This window comes from Paenibacillus sp. NPDC058367 (assembly GCF_042723305.1).
In the GTDB taxonomy this organism is placed as follows: Bacteria; Bacillota; Bacilli; order Paenibacillales; family Paenibacillaceae; genus Paenibacillus_AQ.
Map to the genome: position 1 here is coordinate 149,869 of NZ_JBHXIZ010000004.1, position 22,674 is coordinate 172,542.

Consider the following 22,674-nt stretch of genomic DNA (forward strand, 5'->3'; position numbering starts at 1 on the left):
ATTACCCCAAAGTGGTATAGCAGAAATCATAACAACCTAAAAAAAGGTGAGCAAGAACGACCTAAGTCGTCTTACTCACCTCTTTTATGTTTGTTAATAGACCTTGTCACCATTAAAAATGGAATTCTTAACGATAACATAGTCGACTTTACGAATAGCTTCTAATTTATTGCCTCCAGCATAAGAAATCGAGGACTGAAGATCTTGCTCCATCTCTCTCAACGTTTCTGCTAAAGCACCTTTGTGCTCGACAACAATTTTTTTGCCCTCAACATTCTTCTTTTCACCTTTTTGGTATTCAGAAGCGGAGCCAAAGTACTCTTTATACAGCTTTCCATCAATCTCGATGGTATCACCAGGAGATTCTTCATGCCCAGCAAATAGGGAACCGATCATGACCATGGAAGCACCAAATCTAATGGATTTGGCGATATCGCCGTGTGTCCGAATGCCCCCGTCAGCGATAATAGGCTTACTTGCAGCCTTGGCACACAAGCGTAGTGCGGCTAATTGCCAGCCACCTGTTCCGAATCCTGTCTTAATCTTCGTGATACATACTTTCCCTGGTCCAATTCCCACTTTAGTAGCGTCGGCCCCAGCGTTCTCTAATTCTCTAACGCCTTCAGGAGTTCCCACGTTTCCAGCAATAACGAAACTAGCAGGTAGATATTGTTTAATATGTTTGATCATTCGAATGACAGCCTCGGAATGACCATGTGCAATATCGATCGTAATGAATTCCGGAATCAACTGTTCGTTAGCTAATTGTTCAACGAAATCGTATTCTTCTTCTTTGACTCCGACACTAATGGATGCGATTAATCCGCGGGTGTGCATGTCCTTGATGAAAGACGTACGCTTCTCCGGCTCAAAACGATGCATAATGTAGAAGTAGCCATTTTGGGCTAAGAAGCTGGCGATCTTCTCATCTATGATGGTTTGCATATTTGCAGGTACTACAGGTAATTTAAAAGTATGACCACCTAAGGTGACTGTTGTATCACACTCAGAACGGCTATTTACGATACATTTTGCAGGAATTAACTGAATATCTTCATAATCGAATACTTTTTTCATTATATACACCTCTAAATGCGAACATTATAGTATTTTGGTTTGATTATTGTTCGTCCACTTTGTAATGTACAGCATTCCGAACAAGAAGTCAAAATTCTAGTACATTATGGTGTAAATTGGACTTAATTATACGACGATTTGGTGTACGGGTAATGATTCATATAGTGAACTGAATGTAGGGACAAGAATATGTATAGATATTAACAAAAGGCCATCCCTATAGGGATGACCTTTCTTAATTACATTTGAAAAAGCTTGTAAGCAATATACGCTGCAACGATCCAAATGATAATCGCAGAGATCTTATTAATGATCAGCATGATTTTGCCGCTTGAATCTATTTGTCCTACGGTCTTTCCTGCTACAGCAAGCCCAAAGAACCAAATCCAAGAAACCAGGATAGTCGAAACGGCGAATGTAACTTTGTCTATGCCCGTGTAACTAAGGGAGCTGGTGCCGATAACCCCAATCGTATCCAGGATAGCATGTGGATTTAATAAAGAAACGGACATCGCAAATAAGATCTGTTTTTTTGAAGATAGAGGTGCTGCGTCTTGGGATGAAGAGGTAGGTGTGCTTCTCCAGATGGACCATCCCATATACAAAAGGAATACAAGTCCCACAGTAAATAAAGTGGTCTGCAGAACAGGGATGGCAAACACAAGAACAGAAACACCTAAGACGGCTAATAAAATAAGAAGGGTGTCACATAAAGCAGCCGTAATAATAACTGGGATGGCTTTTTTAAACTGTGGCTGTGAGGCCCCTTGGTTAAATACAAAAACATTTTGTGCGCCAAGCGGAAGAATTAATCCAAAGGCTAAGGCGATTCCGTGAAGTAGTGCGGCTAACATAATTGTGTCCTCCGGTGATGAGTAATGCGTTATAAAATTTGCTTTTGAATATGGTGCTCCATATGTTCTAGATAGTCTTGAATCAACCATGCAGGACGTATGGTTGCTCCTCATATTGAATTTTGATGAATCGTTCAAGATTATTGATCGCGGAGTCACATAGATGTCCTAATATTTCTTTTCGTGACCATTTATGCGGCTGGGGGCGCTCTGTCACTTCTGTTTCTGACATAAGTCTGATTTCTTGAGGTGATTTAATGAGCCATTTGTTTAATTGATCCATTACATTTTGTATCTGGATATTCTCGCCCATTGGTTATCGACCCCTTCATCCATAATTTCTGGCTAAACAATATGTACTATCATACAATTTATGCCTTTATAAAAAAAGATGATTAATATAATCTTGTTGTCCCTTAAAAAAGGTAGTAAAGTAACATGATACATACTATTTATGGAAAGAAAGGTTGATATTTTTTGAAAAAAGGAATATTTACAGGTCTTCTTGCGCTCTTGCTGATTACCGCCAGTACGCTATCTTTTAATGTTGTAGAGGCCGCTGGAACAGTAACGAAATTACCTAGCCCCCAATGGAGTCAGCTGAATGTTGTGGGAGCATTAGAAAGCATAGAAGGGGGTCCCGTGGAGGTTCCATCATTAAATACAGTGTATCTCCACACTAAGGAAGAGCATGCTACCCAAACTAAGGTATGGTTGGTTGATACGCTGAAATCTTATGATACACAGACAGGGAAGCTAAAGTGGTCAGTTAATTTTGCAGACCCGGGCACAGCGATGTTTCGTGAATCGAAAGATTATTTAGTGGCGCCAGATGGAACGGTATACATAACCTTTACAGATAATCTTTCACCTGACGCAACTCAGATCTATGCGGTGGGACCAGACGGAAAACGGAAATGGAAAGTGAATTTGTCTCAGACAGAGGGATACTTATATAGACTTGATAACGGGAGTTTAGTCTTTGCATCCCAAGGTAATTTTGATAACAATGGGAATTATAACGGGTCACTAACTTTAATTAATAAAAGTGGTACCAAAGTAAAAAATATTTCTTATAAAGGAACGGTATTGGCGCAAGGAAATCGTGTCTTAATTCAAACGAATTACGGTGGTGGGAAAGGCTCACGTATCCAGGCACTCGATTCTTCCTTAAATTCAGTGTTTACATATCAAATGCCAGCCGATTCGTACACTGAAGTGTCTTACAATCAGGTGCTTTCCGATGGAACAGTACTAATCCGTACTAATATACCAAAGACAGGGAATCGGTTATTCGGATTCAACTCTAAAGGTAATCTACTGTGGGGAAGAGATATCGCAGGTGATGCTGTCGTATCCTCACTTGGTGAAGTTTATGGGGTTTATGCCAATGGCAAGCTGTCTCTATATAATGTCAAAGGATTGGTTAAGTCGGTAGCGCTTAAAGATGAGACAGAATTTTTTGTATCGTTGGGCCGATTACAGGATGGTAATATTGAGCTTGGCTTCCCGGGTTCCACCACATATGTTTTAAATCCTAAAACGCTCGCAGTAGATTATACTTTTAAGCTGAAGGATGATTTTAATTTCAACTATGTAGGCAATGGCGTGGGGTATGTAATGACAGACAATGGATTTTCACGAATTAAGTTTTAATTCCAGAAATCGATTAGGATTGATCAAGGGATGCTGCCCCTAAAGGGATGGTATCTTTTTTTCTATTCTGTAATTACACCCCTAGCATAAATGTCATCCCATCTCATGACCTTTTGTAACTAGTAAGGCCTCAGGGGGTTACACTATAATAAGGGTCTAGTCAGCAGAATTTATAGGGGGCAATGTCTTGTTTAATCTGGTCAAACAGTGGTTCTGGTACGATTGGCTCGTCCTCCTGTTTCGGATTTGTTTTTCTACTTCTTTTATAGTTACGATGTGTTACCTCTCGGAGGACTTTACGATTCCTTTCTGGATCGTGTTTGTTTGGGGTGTGATCTCTTTTTCAGTGCCTTGGTTTTGTTTGCAGCTGCATTATAAGTATTATCTGATGGCGGAGATCCTTCTTTCAGGTGGTCTATGCTTATATTTGGCTGCTCTGTTTCCTGATTCGTATGTAACTTTTCTGCCAATTGCTTTTATGATTGCCAGCAATAGTGCACAGAAGTCCTATCGTTGGTCAGCTCCGATCACGGTGATCTTGATTCCAATAATGTTATCTAAATTGTCACAACAAATGGATGCTATATCGATGATTGTGAACTTTGGCTTGGTGTATACGATTGGCTTCGCTTTTCACTTGCTGGTGGTGAATCATAAGCAGAACGGGATTATTAAGAACCAGAATGCTGTCCTGGAGCAGTATATCTCACAAGTCGAGCGTATGACCCTTCTGGAGGAAAGAGATCGATTATCCAAAGATTTGCATGACACTGTAGGGCATTCTTATACTTCAATTCTTATGGGGCTGGAGACTTTACGTACGGAGGTGAATACCTCTGAAGGAGAGCAAAAGATAGATTCCTTATTAAAGCTAACTCGCAATGGCTTGGATGATGTGCGTAAATATTTGCACCATGTGGGCTCTTCGCAGGATTCATTGACGCTTATGCAGTCCCTGCAGAAATTAGTGGATGATTTCCAGACCTTTTCGAAGGTTCAGGTTCGTCTAAGAACGTTCGGAGAGGCTTATACAATATCCAAGCAGGCTAAAATGACCTTATATAGATGTTTGCAAGAGTCGATAACCAACGCTGTTCGTCATGGTCAAGCCAGTGAAATTGTCATCACCCTGCATTACGAGGAGAAGTTAATTCGACTGGAAGTGCAGGATAATGGATTAGGCACTGAAGATTTAAAAGCAGGATTTGGTGTGAACGCGATGAAGGAACGTGCTTCCAACCTGCAAGGCCAAGTGTATCTCTACTCTAAGCCAGGGGAAGGAACCTTAGTGACCTGTAGTTTACCAAGGCTTGAAGAGATACAGGAGGAAATGATTCGCTTATTGCTGGTCGATGATCAACCTTATATCCGGGATAGTCTGCGAATTATTTTAGAGCAGCAGCCCGATTTTGAGATCATTGGGTTAGCTGAGAATGGTGAACAAGCAGTAGGCTTCTGTGAGCAGGAACAGCCTCATGTGGTGCTGATGGACTTAAATATGCCTGACATGGACGGTGCGGAAGCAACGAAGCTTATTAAGCAAAAGTGGCCAGGGGTACGAGTGCTGATCCTGACTACTTTTCAAGAAACGGATTTGGCAGTCGAAGCACTGCAAAACGGGGCAGATGGCTACTTGTTAAAGTCTACTGAACCGCAGGAGCTATTCGAAGGGATACGTCTCGTACATCGGGGTGTGAAGATGATAACACCAGCTATTACGAATGTATTAATTGATCATTATGAGATGCATCCAACTTCTGAAGCGCAGACTGAGCAGAGTAATGAGTATGGGCTGACCCCGCGCGAGCTGGAAATTCTAGAATGCCTGTCAAAGGGCATGCGTTATAAATCCATTGCAGCTAAATTGTATTTGTCTGATGGAACGGTGAGAAATTACGCTTCTACCATCTATGCTAAGCTGGGTGTACGGAATCGCGAAGAGGCTGTTGAGAAAGCCTTTGGCACATTGGAATAACTAAAACCGAATGATCTGAAATTGTAGAGCGAGCACCTTGTTGTCTATTTTCCCTTGTGGGAGTAGGCGAAAGGTGCTTTTTTGTATGAAATAACTGTCATATGACATTATGGCACTGGTCGATTTTACATCAGGAGCTCTAACATAGGATTTACAAAGATGAACAAATTTTTAGTGCAGAGAGGAAGAGGAGAATATGAGTCAAATGATCCGGAAGCATGTGAGGAATTTCTGTTTCTTATTAATTACTTTTGCCACAGGGCTATTTTACTTTTGCTTTTATTTGGTAGGCATCACTTTTGGGGTCGCGATGTCCTTCACCATAGTAGGGATTCCGATCCTTTATTATGTTTTGCGTTCTACCGAAACCTTTTTACAACATGAGCGAATTCGAACGAAAGTCTATACGGATATCTCCGTTCGGACGCTTCCAACTCGATCTCAAGAACAAGGAAACATATGGGAAAAGGTTAAGGCGGAGCTGTCCGATGAGCATAACTGGAGAGCAATTATAGGGTTAATGCTGCAATTTGGAATTGGAATGCTCAGTCTCATATGTGCAACTCTTTTTTATTTGTCCCCTATTATTCTCTTGTTGTCCCCTATCTTGTATTTCATCGATATCTCTTCTATATCGTTATTCGGGATTGAAAATAAAACACTCAACACCTCACTTCTGTTCATGCTGTTAGGCGCGGTATCTCTTTGGATAGGTGCTTATCTTGGCAACGGTTTAGTAAAGATGATCGGCAGGTATACGCGGCGTTTAGTGAAAGATTTTGCTAGAAGATAAACTTTTACACGAAAGAAGGAAGATTAATGGTAGCCTCAGTTTCATTTATAAAATTATTCTCGCAATCTCTTTGGATGATGTGGGAGAATCTATTTGCTATTGTCACCAAATTCCGCAGCCAGTCTGTGTGGAGATACGGGATATGTAAATTGGTCGTGTTAAAGTATCACGGTGAAAGTATAGTCTGCCAAGATGGACATCAGATTCTTCCCGGAGATTGGGTGGGTGAACTTCATCTGGATAATCGTCAGGTAGTGCAGCTTACGCGTACCCTGGGCGCTGATCGGGCCGGAATTCGAACTGCACGTATGCTTCGCGAGGCCATGAAGGAGATTAGTCGTGAACTAGATAGCAATCCAGAACTAAGCAAAGTGCAGGCGCTAACGGGGATTACGCTACTTCACCGGGGGATCATTCATGGAATAGGGTTTGAGCAGCATCCTATCAAGTCCAAATGGCAGCGGCGATGGTTCGGAATCTATCTTCGGTTCTTACTTCGGATGCTGCATCCGGAAGGGAAACATCGCGTTGAGGACAGCACGGAGAAGTTGTCTCCTAAGATGCTCGTACTTAGTAAGCAGTCTTTGAAAGCGCGGTTTGCTCCTCGAAGGAAAGAGGCGGTTTCCTAGTGTGGACGCTCCTTATTTTAGCTATAGATGCGATTATTCTTTATATGATTGTTCCGTTTGTGATTACTCGAATATTGGGATGGGGAGTTGTATCCAGAGGAAATGCCGCGAAGGAAGTTGCCTTTACTTTCGATGACGGGCCAGATCCATGCTATACCCCTGAATTATTGGACTTGCTGCATGAACATGACGTTAAAGCAACTTTTTTCGTATTAGGCAAAAGGGCTGAGCAATTCCCGGATTTAATCCAGCGAATGCACCGTGAAGGACATCAGATCGGCATTCATAATTATACACATACGCCTAACTGGATTTACTCTCCATGGACGAATAGAAGGAAGCAAGTAGATCGAACAGCTGATATTGTCGAGCGGATTACAGGAGAGCGGCCTATCTTGTATCGACCACCATGGGGGCTCCTTAATTTAGGCGATCTTGTCTTTCTTAGACGTTCTTATCGGGTAGTGTTGTGGTCTGTAATGGTGGGAGACTGGAAGGCGTCTGTTAGCGCAGCCCAAATAAAGCATGACTTATTGAAAAAGATAAAACCCGGTTCTATCATCGTTCTGCACGACAATGGTGATACACCGGGGGCAGATCGAGAAGCACCGCTGAACATGATCACCGGACTGGAAGAGGTCTTAAAGGAGATTCCTAGAAGGGGGCTGAAGAGCCATCGAGTGGATGAGCTACTGAACAAGGAAGCTAATCGCATTGGAGAAGCTAGATCCAGCGTCAAACATCACGGTCAGATTAATCTGTAGCTATGGATGACATGATGTCACTAGATTGGAAGGGAATTCAGACATTGAAGAAGAAAACCGTTCGAACCATCGTTATGACCGTTTCTGTAGTATACATGGTGTTGATTTTTGCAGGTCTATGTATGTACACATTTTCTAAGTTTAATGAAATTCTCAGTCATGAAGTTGAACAAAAGCTTAACTATAAGGTGGAGCTTACTTCTACTAAACTGAATAGTCGATTGTCGAATGATTTTCAGAAGAGCTTGGCTGAAATGAGTGAGGAGGATGCAGGTTATTATTTTGTCATAGATAAAGCTGGTCGATATGTAGCAAGCCAGAACCCTAAGCACGATATAGGTAAAGCTATATTTGATGAACCGGACATACAGTTGCAGAAGGTTGGTCAGGTCATAGCACAATCTACGGGAACTAGTGGTACGGAGGACTCGAAGAATGTTTATGCTTTTACAAGGATCGGCGATACAGATTACAAGCTAGTGCTAGTGATGTCTGTAGAACAGATCTTGGAGCCAATGATGAACAACCAATATTTAATTATTGGCGGTTTTGTTATCGCTTTGATTATTTTTATTGTCTTACTCTTCATTATCTTAACCCGACTTATTGTACGACCGCTGCGAAGAATTAATGAGCATGTAATGGAGCTTGTTGAACACGGAGGCGATCTGACTAAGAAGCTGGACATGAAGCGTAATGATGAGATTGGGATGTTGGCGTATTCCATGAATCAGTTTCTGGATAACATTCGGGCCATCGTCGGGAATGTTACTTCACAGGCCAATCATCTGAATGAAAATGCAGAAATACTTCAAGTTTCAGCAGAGCAGACAAATGAGACATCCAAGCAAATTACCACGATTATTACGGATATGGCTGTGAGGTCGACGGAGCAAGCAGATCATGTGCGGCAAGTACTCACGATGATGGAACGGACAGGGGAAATCTCTGAGGAAATTATGCAGGAAACGGTAAAGACAGTTAGCGATTCCAATCATTTAATAAAAGCGGTGCAAACTGGCCAGCGTGCAAACCGGGCATCTGTAGATCACTTGGAAACTATGGTTAGTTCCATTGAGCGCTCAACAGAAACCATTGCACAGTTGAACAGCCGATCCAGCCAAATCGGTGAGATCATTAACGTGATTTCCGAATTGGCTAGTCAGACGAATCTACTCGCGCTAAATGCAGCCATTGAAGCGGCCCGCGCTGGAGAGCAAGGGAAAGGTTTTGCAGTAGTTGCAGGAGAGATCCGTAAGCTTGCTGAAGGTTCCGAAAGAGCAGCCGAGCAGATTGCCGAGCTTGTTGGCGCAATTCAAGCGGATACGAATGCAGCGGTCAAAACGATGGAATCGAGTCAACAAGTGGTCAATCAACAGAATGATTTAGTATTACAAGGGCAACAATCTCTGGAGGAAATCTTTCAGAAGGTTGATCTAACAACCCAAAGCACGCTGCGCATTCAAGGCATATTTGGTGAGCTGTCTACAATGTCACATCAATCATTAAAGGCTCTAGTGCAATCTTCGCAGCTCATTGATCAGTCGGCATCGTCCTCACAGGAAGTAGCGGCTTCCACGGAGGAGCAACTTGCGACTATCGATGAGATGACGACCAAACTTAGAGAACTCAGCGAGTTATCTGTATTTTTAAAGTTAGAAGTTGGGATATTTACGATATAGTCTTATGCTAAAAACCTTTCAAACATTTTTTATATAGGAAGGCTATGGTACCATTTAGGATAAAGTGGTTTGCACCTATATTAAATCGTTGAGAAAAGGATGGGGTAGCATGTTGAATGCTTCTTACTGGTTAACCAATATAAGATTAGAGCAGGGTTATGTTATTGAGGATGGACAAGTGGTTGGTACAGATACGAAGGTTTGTCATATCCGAATTGACGGGGATAAGATTTCGGAAGTGGTTGGAGCGGACGTAGAGCTTCAGAGTCATCTACCTAAATATGACTGCAAAGGGTTATTGATGCTTCCTTCCTTTGAGGAGGCGCATATCCATTTAGATAAAACATATTTCGCTGGACCATGGAAAGCGGTAAAGCCTGCTGCCGGTGTCTTTGAACGCATTGAGGAAGAGAAGGTATTATTGCCTAAGCTGCTGCCTATGGCGAGACAACAAGCGGAGAGCATCTTGACGCTTATACAGCGTTTCGGTGCCACACATGTGCGTAGTCATTGTAATATTGAGCCTGTCAGCGGTCTGAAGCGTTTAGAGGCAACCCTGCAAGCATTGGATACCTTCTCCGGCAAAATTTCATCTGAAATTGTAGCCTTTCCGCAGCATGGTCTGCTTCGCTCTAATTCTGTTGAATTAGTAAAGCAATCCCTAGCAGAGGGGGCAACCTATGTAGGTGGTGTCGATCCATACTCAGTGGATGGAGATATCGAGAAGTCACTCCAGACCATGGTCGAGCTAGCGATAATGAATAATGCTGGCATTGATCTTCACTTACATGATGGAAAAGAAGCAGGAAAGCAGACGCTGTCGCGTTTGGCTGATCTCACAGAAGAAGCTGGCTTACAGGGCAAGGTGACCGTTAGTCACGCATTCTGGTTCGCAGGTGCATCGCAGCAGGAAGCAGAAGAAATGGCTGCACGGATGGCATCACTTGGTATGGGGATTGCATCCACAGTACCTATCGGAAGAATGATGATGCCACTACCGATGCTGCACAGCCAAGGTGTACAAGTGAAACTGGCAACAGACAGCCTTACGGATCACTGGTCTCCTTTTGGAAATGGAGATCAATTGGAGAAGGCGGGACGGTACGCAGAGTTATATGGGTGTAGTGATGAACGGTCATTATCGCAATCCCTTAGATTCATAACAGGAGGGATAACGCCTCTTAATCTAAAAGGTGAACAGGTATGGCCAAAAGTAGGAGACACGGCAAGCTTTGTGCTGCTGCATGCCAGCTGCTCGGCCGAAGCAGTAGCAAGAAGAGCGGACCGTCAAGCGGTATGGTTCGAAGGGCGTCTCGTGAGTGGATCATTATAGGGACATGAGAGGTGGATGACATGCTCATCTCTAACCATTTACAACAGTATAAATCAGCGATGCTCTCTCTTCCGAAGGGGACCGTGCTATCGAAAGATGATCTGCAGGTGGATAAGCTTCTAATGAAGCGAAGCGGGAAGCTTGAAATGTACTATGCACCGCACAATGAATACATTAATCCATCTGCAAAGGTGATTATTATCGGACTAACGCCCGGGTTTACACAAATGAGAATAGCCATACAAGAAGCAGTTATTGGGTTGAAAGCCGGGCTTTCAGATGAAGAGGTATGCAGAAAAGCAAAAGAAGCGGCGAGGTTCGCAGGCTCCATGAGAAGTACGTTAATTCACATGCTAGATACACTTGGGCTTCATCAGTACTTGAACCTTACCTCTTGTGACCAATTGTTTCAGAAGCAGCAAACGAACCTGCATACCACCTCTGTATTGCGTTTTCCTGTGTTCGTAGAGAAGAAAAATTATAATGGGGCACATCCTAAGCTACGTTCAGATCCGTTCCTTAGAGAATGTACGCTATTGTCGTTAGAGCAGGAGCTGGGCATCCTGAGCCAAGCTTTAATTATTCCTCTAGGAAAAACGGTGGAGGGAATGCTCCAGCTTTTGGTATCTGAGGGTAAGCTCGATGATCACCGCTGTTTATGGGGATTTCCTCATCCTTCTGGAGCGAACGGACATAGATTTAAGCAGTTTGCCAGCCAGCAAGAGGACATGACAAAGACGCTCCAAGATCATTTATGGAACGTCTGAGTGATTGATCTTATCGCAACATTTTTCCTGGACCTCACGTTAAGAATGATAGAGTAGCACAATTTCATTCATCTCAGGAGGTATAATTCACTATGAAAACATTCAAAGTAATCGGAGCGGTCCTCGCTGGCACGCTCATAGCATCGAACGTCATCTCTGCTGCTCCAATCCAGCCAGCTCCAGTCAAACCAGCGACTAATTCCTCAGTACCGCAGGATTCTTATGGTGGTCTAAAATATGTGCTAGTCATTGATGGTAACGGCTACTCCCCAGTCGATGTTCCGCTATACGTAGGTTCAAGCAAGGAAGTTATGATCCCAATCCGTACAGCAGCTGAAGCGCTTGGATACAAGCTAACATGGACTCAAAGCCTTCAATCGCTAGGTCTTGAGAAAGATAGCCAGTCGATGTCCTTTCAAATTGCAAAAGATGCTTACCGTAATGGTACAACAATTCTTTCGCTGGGTGCTGTACCGGAGCTAAAGAATGGCAAAACCTACGTTCCATTATCATTCTTCGAAAAAGTATTGAAGCTTGAAGTAGTCGCAGGCCCAACTGGAACCATATCGATTAATTCCAAGGAACAAGGCAATGGAGAGACCGCTTCAGACACGATCAAACAAGGATCAATCACTAGTATCTATAAGGGCGAAAAAAATGTTGAAATCGGCCTCAACGGCTATGGTCATGGCGTTCGCCTAGGCATTTCTGATGAAACGGAAATCGTATCTGCTGATAATAAGAAGCTAACCTTTGCTGATCTGCAGCTAGGCATGTCCATCGAGGTCGAGCACAGTATGGTCATGGCTATGAGCATGCCTCCATTGGCGTGCGCGATCAAGATTGTTGTGAAAGAACAAGCTCCCGATCAGCAGACCTTGGGAACAGTTGGCGTGATCGAAGAGGTTACTCCTTCAGATAATGGTACGACCCGCGTTGTAATCAAAGGCGATAAGCTCAGTGATTCTTCCTTCGAGACGATTGTTCTAAATACTTCAGATACTACGACTATTCTCGGCACGAAAGACAATCAGAAGATTGCCATAAGTGAGCTGAAAAAAGGTGACAAAGTGTATGCGTTCTACGGTCCGATGTTGACCAAGAGCTTGCCACCTATCGGCCAAGCGACCAAAATCGTTGTAGAAAACTAATTTACATGAAATCGAAGAAATAACGGATGACATGGAAAAAGACCGGCGAGGTGTAGGTCAAGCTATCCACACGGCTTAAATAGCTTTCTTTTAAAGCTACGAATTTATCGCCATCACCGATGAGCAAATCTCGCTTCAGCACGGAAACCGTTAAGCTACCCAAGAAGCCGCTCAAACTGATTAGCATGCCTGACAGGAAACCGAAGATCGGGTTGAGCGGCGTCAGGTAGGGATAGATCAAATAGGAGACCCCGGTTGTTACGACAAACGCACAGGCAAAACCTTCCCAGGTCAAATACGGGTTGGCGGTTGGGACCACTTTGCGCTTTCCCATATAAAGGGATGCGAGATAGTGGACCACATCATTCAGCTGTGTCAGCACTACTAGGAATAATACAAGCCCCGCTCCATACTCCGGTGTAGCAAATTGAAAATATGCTAAGTGACTAAGTCCGAAGACCATCAGCATTAATCCCCACTGGGTTGAACTAACACTACGCAGGAAGCCAACTGTCCCTTTATTAATGAGCCTAGGTAGCGGTAGGAGTAAGAATACATAGACTGGAATAAACACAATAAACATCCCGTACCATTCGATATAAATCCAGTAGAACTGTAGAGGAATGGATAAGTACGCCCACAGAAATAGTCTGCGGTCGGATTTTCGTGACTTTATCATGGAGAAATATTCTTTGAGTGCGAAGAAGGTCAGCACCATGAGTGCCAATAGTGAGACGACTGGATTAAAGAGAGTAGCCAAACAAAAGATAAAAAGCATTCCCCACCAGGTTTTGATGCGGAAGCCGATCCCTGTATAGTCTTTACTGGGCTGTAATTTGCCTATAACTACATACATCAAGTGAATGGCCGATAAGGCCGCAAAAATCAGGATTACCGTTAATAGAGAGCGGTCGATAGCTAATCACCAACTTGTCGTAGAGTAGATTCCATTAATGGGTTCATATGTTATTATGAAGGAAACGTTCAATCTTGATAAGGGGAAAATTGTAAATGGCAGATGATCCATCGATCTTTATCTTGCTTACGAATACCGGAACGCTCTTTACGAAGCTTATTCAAGGCTACACGAGAGCTCCTTATAATCATGCCTCGATCTCCTTTAATCGGGAGCTTTCCGAGTTATATAGCTTTGGCAGAAAGCACCCGAGCAACCCTCTAAACGGAGGATTCGTGAAGGAGGATATTAAGACAGGCACGTTCAGCAAATATCCAAATACGACGTGTGTTCTATATGAACTTCAAGTTACAGCCCGTGAAGTGGAGAAGATGGAGCGGGTACTCAAAGTCTTTATCCGAAGCCGGCAAAAGTATCTCTATAATATTCTCGGCGTGATTGGTATCGCTTTGAAGGAACCTGTTGAATTCAGCAACTCTTATTTCTGCTCACAATTTGTAGCGGAAATTCTGGAGAGGTCCGGCATTAAGCTATGGAACAAGCTGCCTGCGCTCGTAACGCCGGATGATTTTCGGCAAAGCGATCGGCTGAAGCTAATCTATCAAGGCAAATTAAGTGAGTACGAACCTAAAAGCTAAGGGAGAGTATTGGGATGAATAACAAAGAACGGTTCTCAAATCGGGTAGATTCGTATGTGAAATACCGCCCGAGTTATCCTAAAGAAGCCATTGATTATTTATACAATACGATTGGGCTAAAATCGAATTGTGATATTGCGGATATTGGCGCAGGAACAGGAATATTCTCAGCACTGCTTCTGGAGCGCGGGTGTCGCGTGACTGCCGTTGAACCAAATCCGGAAATGCGTACAGCTGCGGAGGAGAAGTTCGCAAAGGATAACCATTTCCGCGCATTGCCTGGCTCTGCCGAGAAGACAGAATTGCCAGACCAGTCTGTAGACTTTATCGTGTGTGCCCAGGCGTTTCACTGGTTTGATAGGGATGCAGCGCAATTGGAATTCAAGCGGATTCTTAAACCGGGTGGAAAGGCAGTTCTGATATGGAATTCTCGGCGTACTTACGGTACCCCATTTCTGGAGGAATATGAGCAGCTCGTGCAAACCTTCAGCACCGACTACACTCAAGTTAATCATAAGAATATTACCCCCGAAATCCTTAGCTCCTTTTTTAAGGCAGGGCAGATGCAAGTAGCGCACTTTAGCAATCAGCAGGTGTTTGATTTCGAGGGATTAAGCGGACGGGCGAGATCATCTTCCTACATTCCGGCCCCCGGAGATCCACGTTACGAGAATATGATGACGGAGCTGAGGAACCTATTTGAACGAAATAAACAGGATGATAAAGTGTTTTTTGAATATGAGACCGAGGTCTATTGGGGCGAAGTATAATAAATGAAATCAGCATATTAAAAAGACTCAAATCCTAGTGATAACAGGGATCGAGTCTTTTTTTACTTTTAGTTATGAAAGATGAACGTAAAAGGTGGTGGATTCGCCGACCGTGCTTTTGGCGTAAATTTTTCCTTTATGTTGTTCAACGATGGATTTGGCAATCGCCAGCCCCAGGCCATAACCCCCTTGTTTACGCGCTCGGGAAGCATTCGTACGGTAGAATCGGTCAAAGATTCTTGCTAAGTGCTCCGATGCAATGCCCTCACCCGTATTGGTGACCGATAACACCATATCATTATGTTGTTTTTTAAGGGATAAAGTGACTGAGCCTTTAGGATTCGTATATTTTACAGCGTTGTCCAAAAGGATCATAATCACTTGTTTAATCTGTTCACTATTCCCCATCACAGTCAGGTTAGGCTCAATGTCATATTCAAGCGAGATATGCTTCTCGAAGATAACAGCTTCCATCGTTAAAATAATATTCTCAACCGCTTCGCTCAAATTGAACTTCGAATAGATCATGGTCGATCTGGAGTCGTCCATCTCGGTTAGGTATAGCAGATCATTGGTCAGACTGGTCATTCTCTCTGTTTCCGATTTGATGTAGTGCAGCCACTTTGACTGATTGTGAATAGTATCATCACTGTTGGAGAGAAGAACATCCGCATTGGTGTTAATAATGGTCAGCGGCGTCTTCAATTCATGGGAAGCATCGGCAATAAACTGCTTTTGTTTATCAAAAGCCTCCTTCACCGGTGCGATGGACCGATTAGCGAAAAACCGGCTTGTGAAGTATAAAATAATTAACATTACCGAGCCAACTACAGAGAAGGTATAGATTAGATTGGTGAGGATTTTCTGCTGGGCAGTGATGTCCAGAAATACAAGCATTGCCCCATCATTCGTATGCTGGATGTTGAAGATCCATTTGCTGCTGTCCAAGGTGAACCTTCCGGTATCTTTATCAGCACTCAGAGCCTCTTGCAGAGCCGTATCATAAAATTCATCGTCCATCGTAAATTTGGAATCTTTCCCGATGAGGTTCGACGCTGTATCTATCTTCAGCATAAATGAGACGGACCGTTCCGGAGGTGGAGTTCCGTTATCCATACGTTTATTATCAGCATGGGGTAACTGGGAACCTCCCTTAGTTGAGCCCATTCGTCCTGTATCACCGCCGGGAGACTTGTAGTTCTCCATAATTCTGTGAAGATCCATCTGAATATTGTTTTGGACTTCTTGGTACGTAATGACATAAATCGAGATGAAAGCCACCAGCATTATTACGGATATAGTTACTAGGTTAACAATAAGAAATCGATTTCTGAGCTTCGTGAACATTAGGCCGTCACCTCTAATACATACCCTACATTTCTGATCGTACTAATGCGTACAGTCGAATTTAAGAAGGTCAATTTTTTTCTCAAAAAAGAAATGTACACCTCCACATTGTTGTGCTCTGCCTCCGAATCGAACCCCCATAACTTCTCAATAATTTGTTCCTTGGAGGTTACGGCTTGTTTTCTAAGAATCAGAAGCTCCAATAATTCACTTTCCTTAAGGTTCAGCTTGATCTCTTTGCCACCCACGGTAAGCTTCAGAGTCGATGTATTCAATTCAATATCCCCGAACTTTAAAGCATCATCTGGAATAACCTCGTTTTTACGTCTTAGTACAGCCCTTATTCGTGCCAGTAAGATCTCCGAGGAAAAAGGTTTGGCGATATAATCATCAGCCCCATAGTCTAGTCCAGTGACCATATCTGTTATCTCCCCCTTTGCGGTAAGCAGGATAACGGGAGTGGATTCCCCTTTCTTGCGCAGCGTCTTGAGGACGCTAACCCCATCCATCTCAGGTAGCATAATGTCGAGCAGCAGCAAATCATAAATTCCGCTCAGTGCGTAATCCAGACCCGATCTACCGTCATGGACTGCATCCACCGAATAATTATGTTTTTTTAATATTTGAGTTAAGGCTTCAGCGAGATGAAGCTCATCTTCTACGATTAATATTCTCATGGTTTTGCATCCCCTACATAAAACGAGTATTTGTTATTGAGGTCATTATATCAGTATTACCTTTACTGAACCTTAATGAAGGTTGGTATAGAACTGCATTGTAAAAATTGAACAGGTGGCAAGTAACGGAGGGGGATTTTGGAACTGTAGGAGCGATAGCGTCCGCCTTTGTCTGGGGATTTCCACTGCGAATAGCAATTTAAATCAATAAATCTGCAGACAACAGCGGCCGGAAGTCCAACATTCACCGGAGTTACGATTTACACCTGTAGTGGGGTAGTTTGTAAAACCATTTAAGATTCATTAAAGGTTTGGGATCTAAGATACATTCATAAGCACACGAGACAATGATAAACAGAAAGGATGATCCCATATGGCGATTGAGGTATTCAACCGTTATGAGAACAAATATTTACTGGACAACGAATATTTTATAACCAATTACTCGAATACATGGAACTAGACGATTTCAACAAGCAGCATGAGTTTTATTCCATCACCAACTTATATTATGATACTGCGCACAATACCCTGATTCGTAATAGTCTTGCGAAGCCGAAGTACAAAGAGAAGCTGCGTTTGCGAGCTTACGGTGTTCCGAATCAAGATACAAAGGTGTATCTGGAAATTAAGAAGAAGGTGTTCGGGCTGGTGAATAAAAGAAGAACGTCGCTCAAATTAGACGAGGCTTATGCTTTTGTTGCCACTGGCAGGGAGCCAGAATTTAAGGATTATATGAACAAACAGGTGATTGAAGAGATTAAATACTTTTTAACGCGGTATGAATTGCAGCCAAAGGTGTATCTGTCTTATGACCGCAAAGCGTTGTTTTGTAAAAAAAATCGTGATTTAAGAATCACGTTCGATACGAATATTCGAAGTCGGCGGTACGATCTCAAGATGGAGCATGGCGTTTATGGGGAACCATTACTAGAGCCAGGTCAGTGGCTTATGGAAGTAAAGGCTGAAAATACGATTCCGGTTTGGTTAGCAAAAATGCTCTCAGAGCATCAAATGTACCGTACAAGCTTCTCCAAGTACGGTAATGAATATAAAAAAATGCTGAAGAACAGTAAAACAGAACGGGGGAGTGCTCTTTATGCTTGATTCATTATTTACCGTAGCAACGAGTACAGGGCTAACGTTTACCAACGCAATCCTAACCATTGTTATAGCTATCGCCCTTGGCGGGATCATTAGCTACACCTATATGAAGACGAATTCCAGTGGTTATTCGCAAAGCTTTACACTCACAATGGTACTGCTGCCCGTAATTGTAGCCATCATCATCCTGCTCATTGGCAGTAATGTTGCCAGAGCCTTCAGTCTTGCCGGAGCATTCTCCATCATTCGGTTCAGAAGTGCACCTGGTGATCCGAAGGATATCACATTTGTATTGTTTACCATGGCATCAGGACTGGCCTGCGGGGTAGGTTCATTCGGATACGCAGTCTTGTTCACTCTTATCTTGTGCGCACTTATGTTTATTCTTAATCGGACTAATTTCGGGGTAAAAACAACGTTGCAAAAGACACTCAAGGTAACTATTCCAGAGAGTCTGGGCTATGAGGAGGCATTCGCTGAAGTTTTCAACAAATTTAATGTGGGGTATGACCTTAAGAAGATTAGAACGACTGAGCTTGGTAGTTTATATGAACTAGTCTATGTCGTTACGCTGGGCGAGACTGTGAACCAGAAGGAATTCCTAGATGCGATTCGCACTCGTAACGGGAATCTAGATCTCTCGTTAACTATGAATCCCACTGCAAATGACTATTAAAATGACCGAAAGGATGGATGAGATATGAAGAATTATACAACAATCAGTAAAATAGGGGTCTTGTTACTGTGTGCGGGACTCATGTCGGCTTGCAGCAATAATAATACGACAGTACAGTCTGAAGCTATGTCGAGTGAATTAACGTCGAGCCAGAGTGGAGCTGCTACCGGAGTACAACTGGCAAGTGCAAAGCTGTCGGACTTAGTAACGTTCGATGAAGACGATTCTAATACAAGTTGGACGGCGGACCAATCGACGGAAATTGCTTTGGCTGGAACAAGTGCGCTTGTTGACGGCACCGGGGCTGAGTCTAAGGATGGATCAGTGACAATTACTGCAGCGGGAACTTATGTGCTGTCTGGTAAGCTGAGTGATGGACAGATTGTAGTTAATAATCAGGATGAAGGTATTGTGCATTTGGTACTGAACGGTGTGAACATCACGAACAGCGATAGTGCTGCAATTGATATTAAAGAAGCAGGTAAAGTGATCATTACCTTGGAGGACGGAACAGAGAACTCTGTATCGGATGGAGCAACTTATGTCTATGCTGATGACACTACAGATGAGCCTAGTGCAGCTATCTTTAGTAAAGCAGACTTAACAATCAATGGTACAGGGAAGCTGTCCGTTTCTGCTAATTATAATGATGGGATTACAAGCAAGGACGATCTCAAAATAATGAATGGCACACTTGAAATTCAGGCTGCCGATGACGGGATTGTCGGTAAAGATCTAGTTGCTGTGCAGGATGGAAGTATCAGCATTACAGCTGAAGGTGACGGAATGAAATCAACGAACGATACCGAAACGGACAAAGGCTTCCTTGCTATAGCAGCAGGAACATTTGATATTAAGGCTGGCAATGACGGAATTCAGGCGGAAACTGTACTTGTAATCGATGGCGGAACGTATACCGTGGTTACAGGTGGAGGCAGCGAGAATGGCGAAGTGAAGACAGGTGATCAAGGGGCAGGCATGGGCATGAGAGGTGACCGAGGTCAAGGAACAGGTGGCCAAGCACCGGGAACATCAGAAACATCGACACCAGCAACAAAACCAGAAGCAAAGCCAGAGATAACAACAACGGAAGCACCAACAACGACAACAACAACAGAATCGGAAATACCAAGTACTAAAGGCTTGAAGGCTGGAGGAGATATTAGCGTAAACAACGGAACATTTAACATTGATTCTGCTGATGATGCAGTGCACAGCAACAGTAACGTTGCGATAGCCGATGGAGAATTCAACATCAAAACTGGCGACGATGGAATCCATGCGGATGCCTTGGTGGCGATATCCGGTGGCAAAATTGATATTACGAAGAGCTACGAAGGGATTGAAGGAGCAAACATCGAGATTTCCGGTGGTGAAGCTCATGTGGTTGCTTCTGATGATGGAGTGAATGTTGCAGGAGGTAATGATGAAGCGACTGTAGGGGGTGGCCCTCAGGAGCAGGATCAATTCAGCGATGCTGCGGCTAATGTGCTCACGATTAGCGGGGGAACATTAACAGTCGATGCCACAGGTGACGGATTGGATTCGAACGGCTCTATCGTGGTGTCAGGTGGTACAGTAATTGTTAATGGACCTACTAATGGTGGAAACGGTGCTCTCGATTACGATGGCAGCTTTGAACAGAGTGGCGGTATTCTAATAGCCGCGGGAAGCTCGGGTATGGCTCAGGCAACGTCTGACACCTCCAGCCAACATGCAGTCAGCATGACGTTTCCTCAGATCCAGAAGGCCGGAACATTGGTCCATCTGGAGGATAGCGAAGGAAACACGATTCTAACCTTTGCTCCATCGAAGGATTATCAGTCGTTGGTGATGAGCTCCCCTGATTTGAAAGACGGTGGATCATACACCCTCTACTCGGGAGGTACCTCGACTGGCAGTGAAGCAAATGGATTGTATACGGATGGCGAATATACTGGAGGAACGAAAGTAGTAGCGTTTGAAATCACAAGTAGTGTAACTTGGCTGAATGAATCCGGAGTAACCACCGCGAACACCAATCAAGGTCCAGGTGGCGGCGGTGGCGGTGGAAAAGGAAGACCATAATCTATAAATTGCATATTAAAAGCCACTCCAGCACATTGGAGTGGCTTTTTGGTGGTACAGATAATTAGTCGTTATTAATAGAGATTAAATTCTGCTTAATGGGTTGATTTGAAGTCTTTATGATCACATTGTGTGAATTAAAAGACAGAATTTGAATCAGCTGCTCTGCCATATGGTTCGCAGTATATTTGAACCCTCCCTTTACCCATTCCATGATTAATCCAAATAGAGCATAGGCCGTATAGCTAGAAAATAATTCGATATTTATATTGTTATTAGTATTATTAACCGCGACTAAGTCCTGCTTGGTTAGCTCCTTTAAGATGTCACAAATCTTATTTTGAAACCCAGGCAGAACATTGGAATTTACAATGATGGTATAAAAATTAGAGTAGGAAACGACATGCTCAAAAATTTTGATGCTAGAGGTAGTAAGCTCACTCACCATGAATTTATCGGTATGGAGATAGGGATCTTTATAAGCCTTAATTAAATCCTCCAGCACATCATCAATCAGCTCATTCAGAAGTTCTTCTTTGGTTTGATAATGCTTATAGAAGGTTCCACGGTTTAAATCGGCTAGAGTAACAATATCGGTTATCGTAATGGTGCGGAAATTCTTTTTTTCCATGAGTAATATCAATGCATTTTTTAGTTCTTTCTTCGATTTACTTGTTCTTCGATTTTTAAGCAACAGAAGACCACCTAACTGTCTATTTTCTATTCCTATTTCAACACAATTCCAAGTTATATTTATTTATGAACATTTGATGTCTCATTTGTATATTGATAGTTAAATTGCAGAAGATTAAACTTGAGTAGAATAAATTTTAAGTGATTTAGAGATTTTATAAAATATAAGGAAGTATAAGTTTCACGCTATACTTTATCCTTATATTTCTCGCATATACGCTTATCGTCCTATTAAGGACGCCGAAGGCGTTTTTGCTTGTATTGATACTTACATTATAGATAAACGTAAAGGAGACTTCCAACATGAAACTTCAAGACAGAGTTGCAGTTGTTACCGGAGCAGCCTCGGGTATGGGGAAATCTATCGCAGAGTTGTACGCTAAAGAAGGTGCTAAAGTAATAGTAGCCGATCTTAACCTCGAAGGTGCGGAACAAGTCGCAGCAGGAATCGTTAGTAATGGTGGAGTAGCTAAGGCGTTGAAAGTAAATGTTGCTCTAGTCGAAGATATCAATAACATGATTGATACCGCAGTAAATGAATATGGAACCCTAGATATACTAGTGAATAATGCGGGTATTATGGACGGCTTTGAGCCAGTTGGTGATATTAATGATGAGAGATGGGATCTTATCTTTGACATCAATACCAAAAGTGTAATGCGGTCCACACGTAAAGCGCTACCTATTTTCCTCGAAAAAGGAAAGGGCGTTATTGTGAATACCGCTTCTACTGGTGGCGTAAGTGGTGCTCATGCTGGAGCAACTTATACTGCCTCCAAACATGCAGTAGTAGGCTTGACGAAAAATACAGCTTTTATGTATGCCAACAAAGGCATTCGTTGTAATGCCATCGCACCAGGAGCTACTGCCACTAACATTAGTGCTTCTATGAAAAATATTAATGAGTTCGGCATGAGCCGCACTCAACTAACACAGGCTGTAATTCCTCGTGTAGGTTCACCTGAAGAAATCGCACAAGTTGCGTTATTCCTGGCTTCAGATGACTCCAGTTTTGTAAACGGAGCAGTCCTCGCTGCCGATGCGGGATGGACTTCAGCATTCTAAAATTAGATATCATAAAAACTCCGCTAGAGATTACTCTAGC

At 43.0% G+C, this 22,674-nt stretch carries 21 protein-coding genes and 1 pseudogene; 15 read left to right on the forward strand and 7 right to left on the reverse strand.

Annotation, left to right across the window (positions count from 1 at the left end; all coding sequences use genetic code 11):
* Positions 1-93: 93 nt before the first annotated feature.
* The 3 genes from guaC to ACFWMP_RS21385 all read right to left on the reverse strand — a co-directional run bounded on the left by guaC (position 94) and on the right by ACFWMP_RS21385 (position 2,244).
* Positions 94-1,077, reverse strand: coding sequence for a GMP reductase (guaC, locus tag ACFWMP_RS21375; RefSeq protein WP_042192907.1), 984 nt, complete (start codon positions 1,075-1,077; stop codon positions 94-96).
* Positions 1,078-1,316: 239 nt separating this feature from the next.
* Positions 1,317-1,931, reverse strand: coding sequence for a LysE/ArgO family amino acid transporter (locus ACFWMP_RS21380; protein WP_379424657.1), 615 nt, complete (start codon positions 1,929-1,931; stop codon positions 1,317-1,319).
* 82 nt (positions 1,932-2,013) lie between these two features.
* Entirely contained in the window at positions 2,014-2,244 is a 231-nt protein-coding gene (locus ACFWMP_RS21385) for a hypothetical protein (protein WP_052404462.1), read from the reverse strand.
* A gap of 164 nt (positions 2,245-2,408) precedes the next feature.
* Between ACFWMP_RS21385 and ACFWMP_RS21390 the strand changes: the two genes are divergently transcribed.
* From ACFWMP_RS21390 to ACFWMP_RS21430, 9 genes are all read left to right on the forward strand, one after another.
* On the forward strand, positions 2,409-3,587 hold the full coding sequence (locus ACFWMP_RS21390) for an outer membrane protein assembly factor BamB family protein (protein WP_379424658.1): 1,179 nt from the start codon (positions 2,409-2,411) through the stop codon (positions 3,585-3,587).
* Positions 3,588-3,774: 187 nt separating this feature from the next.
* Positions 3,775-5,562, forward strand: a complete 1,788-nt coding sequence (locus ACFWMP_RS21395) for a helix-turn-helix transcriptional regulator (RefSeq protein WP_042192901.1) — start codon at positions 3,775-3,777, stop codon at positions 5,560-5,562.
* A gap of 196 nt (positions 5,563-5,758) precedes the next feature.
* Positions 5,759-6,355 carry a sensor domain-containing protein gene (locus ACFWMP_RS21400; protein ID WP_042192900.1) on the forward strand — a complete coding sequence of 199 codons (597 nt, stop codon included), beginning with the start codon at positions 5,759-5,761 and terminating at the stop codon, positions 6,353-6,355.
* A 26-nt stretch (positions 6,356-6,381) separates the two neighbouring features.
* Positions 6,382-6,984 (forward strand): YkoP family protein, encoded by a 603-nt coding sequence (locus ACFWMP_RS21405; RefSeq protein ID WP_042192898.1) that lies wholly within the window; start codon positions 6,382-6,384, stop codon positions 6,982-6,984.
* Positions 6,984-7,748, forward strand: coding sequence for a polysaccharide deacetylase family protein (locus ACFWMP_RS21410; RefSeq protein ID WP_339244033.1), 765 nt, complete (start codon positions 6,984-6,986; stop codon positions 7,746-7,748). Before ACFWMP_RS21405 ends, ACFWMP_RS21410 begins: the two co-directional genes overlap by 1 nt.
* A 2-nt stretch (positions 7,749-7,750) precedes the next feature.
* Positions 7,751-9,430 carry a methyl-accepting chemotaxis protein gene (locus ACFWMP_RS21415; protein WP_379424659.1) on the forward strand — a complete coding sequence of 560 codons (1,680 nt, stop codon included), beginning with the start codon at positions 7,751-7,753 and terminating at the stop codon, positions 9,428-9,430.
* 109 nt (positions 9,431-9,539) lie between these two features.
* A complete protein-coding gene (locus ACFWMP_RS21420; protein ID WP_379424660.1) occupies positions 9,540-10,763 on the forward strand; it encodes an amidohydrolase in 1,224 nt (407 codons plus the stop codon).
* A 20-nt stretch (positions 10,764-10,783) separates the two neighbouring features.
* On the forward strand, positions 10,784-11,530 hold the full coding sequence (locus tag ACFWMP_RS21425) for a uracil-DNA glycosylase family protein (RefSeq protein WP_339244028.1): 747 nt from the start codon (positions 10,784-10,786) through the stop codon (positions 11,528-11,530).
* 92 nt (positions 11,531-11,622) lie between these two features.
* Positions 11,623-12,681: a copper amine oxidase N-terminal domain-containing protein gene (locus ACFWMP_RS21430; protein ID WP_379424661.1), complete on the forward strand. Its 1,059-nt coding sequence runs from the start codon at positions 11,623-11,625 to the stop codon at positions 12,679-12,681.
* A 1-nt stretch (position 12,682) separates the two neighbouring features.
* On the opposite strand, the gene ACFWMP_RS21435 is transcribed toward ACFWMP_RS21430, so the two are convergent.
* A complete protein-coding gene (locus tag ACFWMP_RS21435; protein ID WP_042192888.1) occupies positions 12,683-13,597 on the reverse strand; it encodes a phosphatidate cytidylyltransferase in 915 nt (304 codons plus the stop codon).
* A 95-nt stretch (positions 13,598-13,692) separates the two neighbouring features.
* Here ACFWMP_RS21435 and ACFWMP_RS21440 point away from each other — a divergent pair, with 95 nt between their 5' ends.
* Together ACFWMP_RS21440 and ACFWMP_RS21445 are read left to right on the forward strand one after the other, a co-directional pair.
* On the forward strand, positions 13,693-14,235 hold the full coding sequence (locus tag ACFWMP_RS21440) for a hypothetical protein (protein ID WP_339244026.1): 543 nt from the start codon (positions 13,693-13,695) through the stop codon (positions 14,233-14,235).
* 14 nt (positions 14,236-14,249) lie between these two features.
* Positions 14,250-15,005 (forward strand): class I SAM-dependent methyltransferase, encoded by a 756-nt coding sequence (locus ACFWMP_RS21445; protein WP_379424662.1) that lies wholly within the window; start codon positions 14,250-14,252, stop codon positions 15,003-15,005.
* Positions 15,006-15,077: 72 nt separating this feature from the next.
* On the opposite strand, the gene ACFWMP_RS21450 is transcribed toward ACFWMP_RS21445, so the two are convergent.
* Both ACFWMP_RS21450 and ACFWMP_RS21455 read right to left on the reverse strand, forming a co-directional pair.
* Positions 15,078-16,352 (reverse strand): sensor histidine kinase, encoded by a 1,275-nt coding sequence (locus ACFWMP_RS21450; protein WP_379424663.1) that lies wholly within the window; start codon positions 16,350-16,352, stop codon positions 15,078-15,080.
* Positions 16,352-17,029, reverse strand: coding sequence for a response regulator transcription factor (locus ACFWMP_RS21455; protein WP_339244023.1), 678 nt, complete (start codon positions 17,027-17,029; stop codon positions 16,352-16,354). Before ACFWMP_RS21455 ends, ACFWMP_RS21450 begins: the two co-directional genes overlap by 1 nt.
* Positions 17,030-17,402: 373 nt before the next feature.
* Between ACFWMP_RS21455 and ACFWMP_RS21460 the strand changes: the two are divergent.
* From ACFWMP_RS21460 to ACFWMP_RS21470, 3 genes and pseudogenes are all read left to right on the forward strand, one after another.
* Positions 17,403-18,136 (forward strand): annotated as a pseudogene (locus ACFWMP_RS21460) (VTC domain-containing protein).
* On the forward strand, positions 18,129-18,809 hold the full coding sequence (locus tag ACFWMP_RS21465) for a DUF4956 domain-containing protein (RefSeq protein ID WP_042192877.1): 681 nt from the start codon (positions 18,129-18,131) through the stop codon (positions 18,807-18,809). The pseudogene ACFWMP_RS21460 and the gene ACFWMP_RS21465 overlap by 8 nt, the downstream one beginning before the upstream one ends.
* A 24-nt stretch (positions 18,810-18,833) precedes the next feature.
* Positions 18,834-20,876: a carbohydrate-binding domain-containing protein gene (locus ACFWMP_RS21470; protein WP_379424664.1), complete on the forward strand. Its 2,043-nt coding sequence runs from the start codon at positions 18,834-18,836 to the stop codon at positions 20,874-20,876.
* Between the two features lie 64 nt (positions 20,877-20,940).
* On the opposite strand, the gene ACFWMP_RS21475 is transcribed toward ACFWMP_RS21470, so the two are convergent.
* Positions 20,941-21,507: a TetR/AcrR family transcriptional regulator gene (locus ACFWMP_RS21475; RefSeq protein WP_379424665.1), complete on the reverse strand. Its 567-nt coding sequence runs from the start codon at positions 21,505-21,507 to the stop codon at positions 20,941-20,943.
* A 365-nt stretch (positions 21,508-21,872) separates the two neighbouring features.
* Here ACFWMP_RS21475 and ACFWMP_RS21480 point away from each other — a divergent pair, with 365 nt between their 5' ends.
* Entirely contained in the window at positions 21,873-22,634 is a 762-nt protein-coding gene (locus ACFWMP_RS21480; protein WP_042131593.1) for an SDR family oxidoreductase, read from the forward strand.
* The last annotated feature ends 40 nt before the right edge of the window (positions 22,635-22,674 follow it).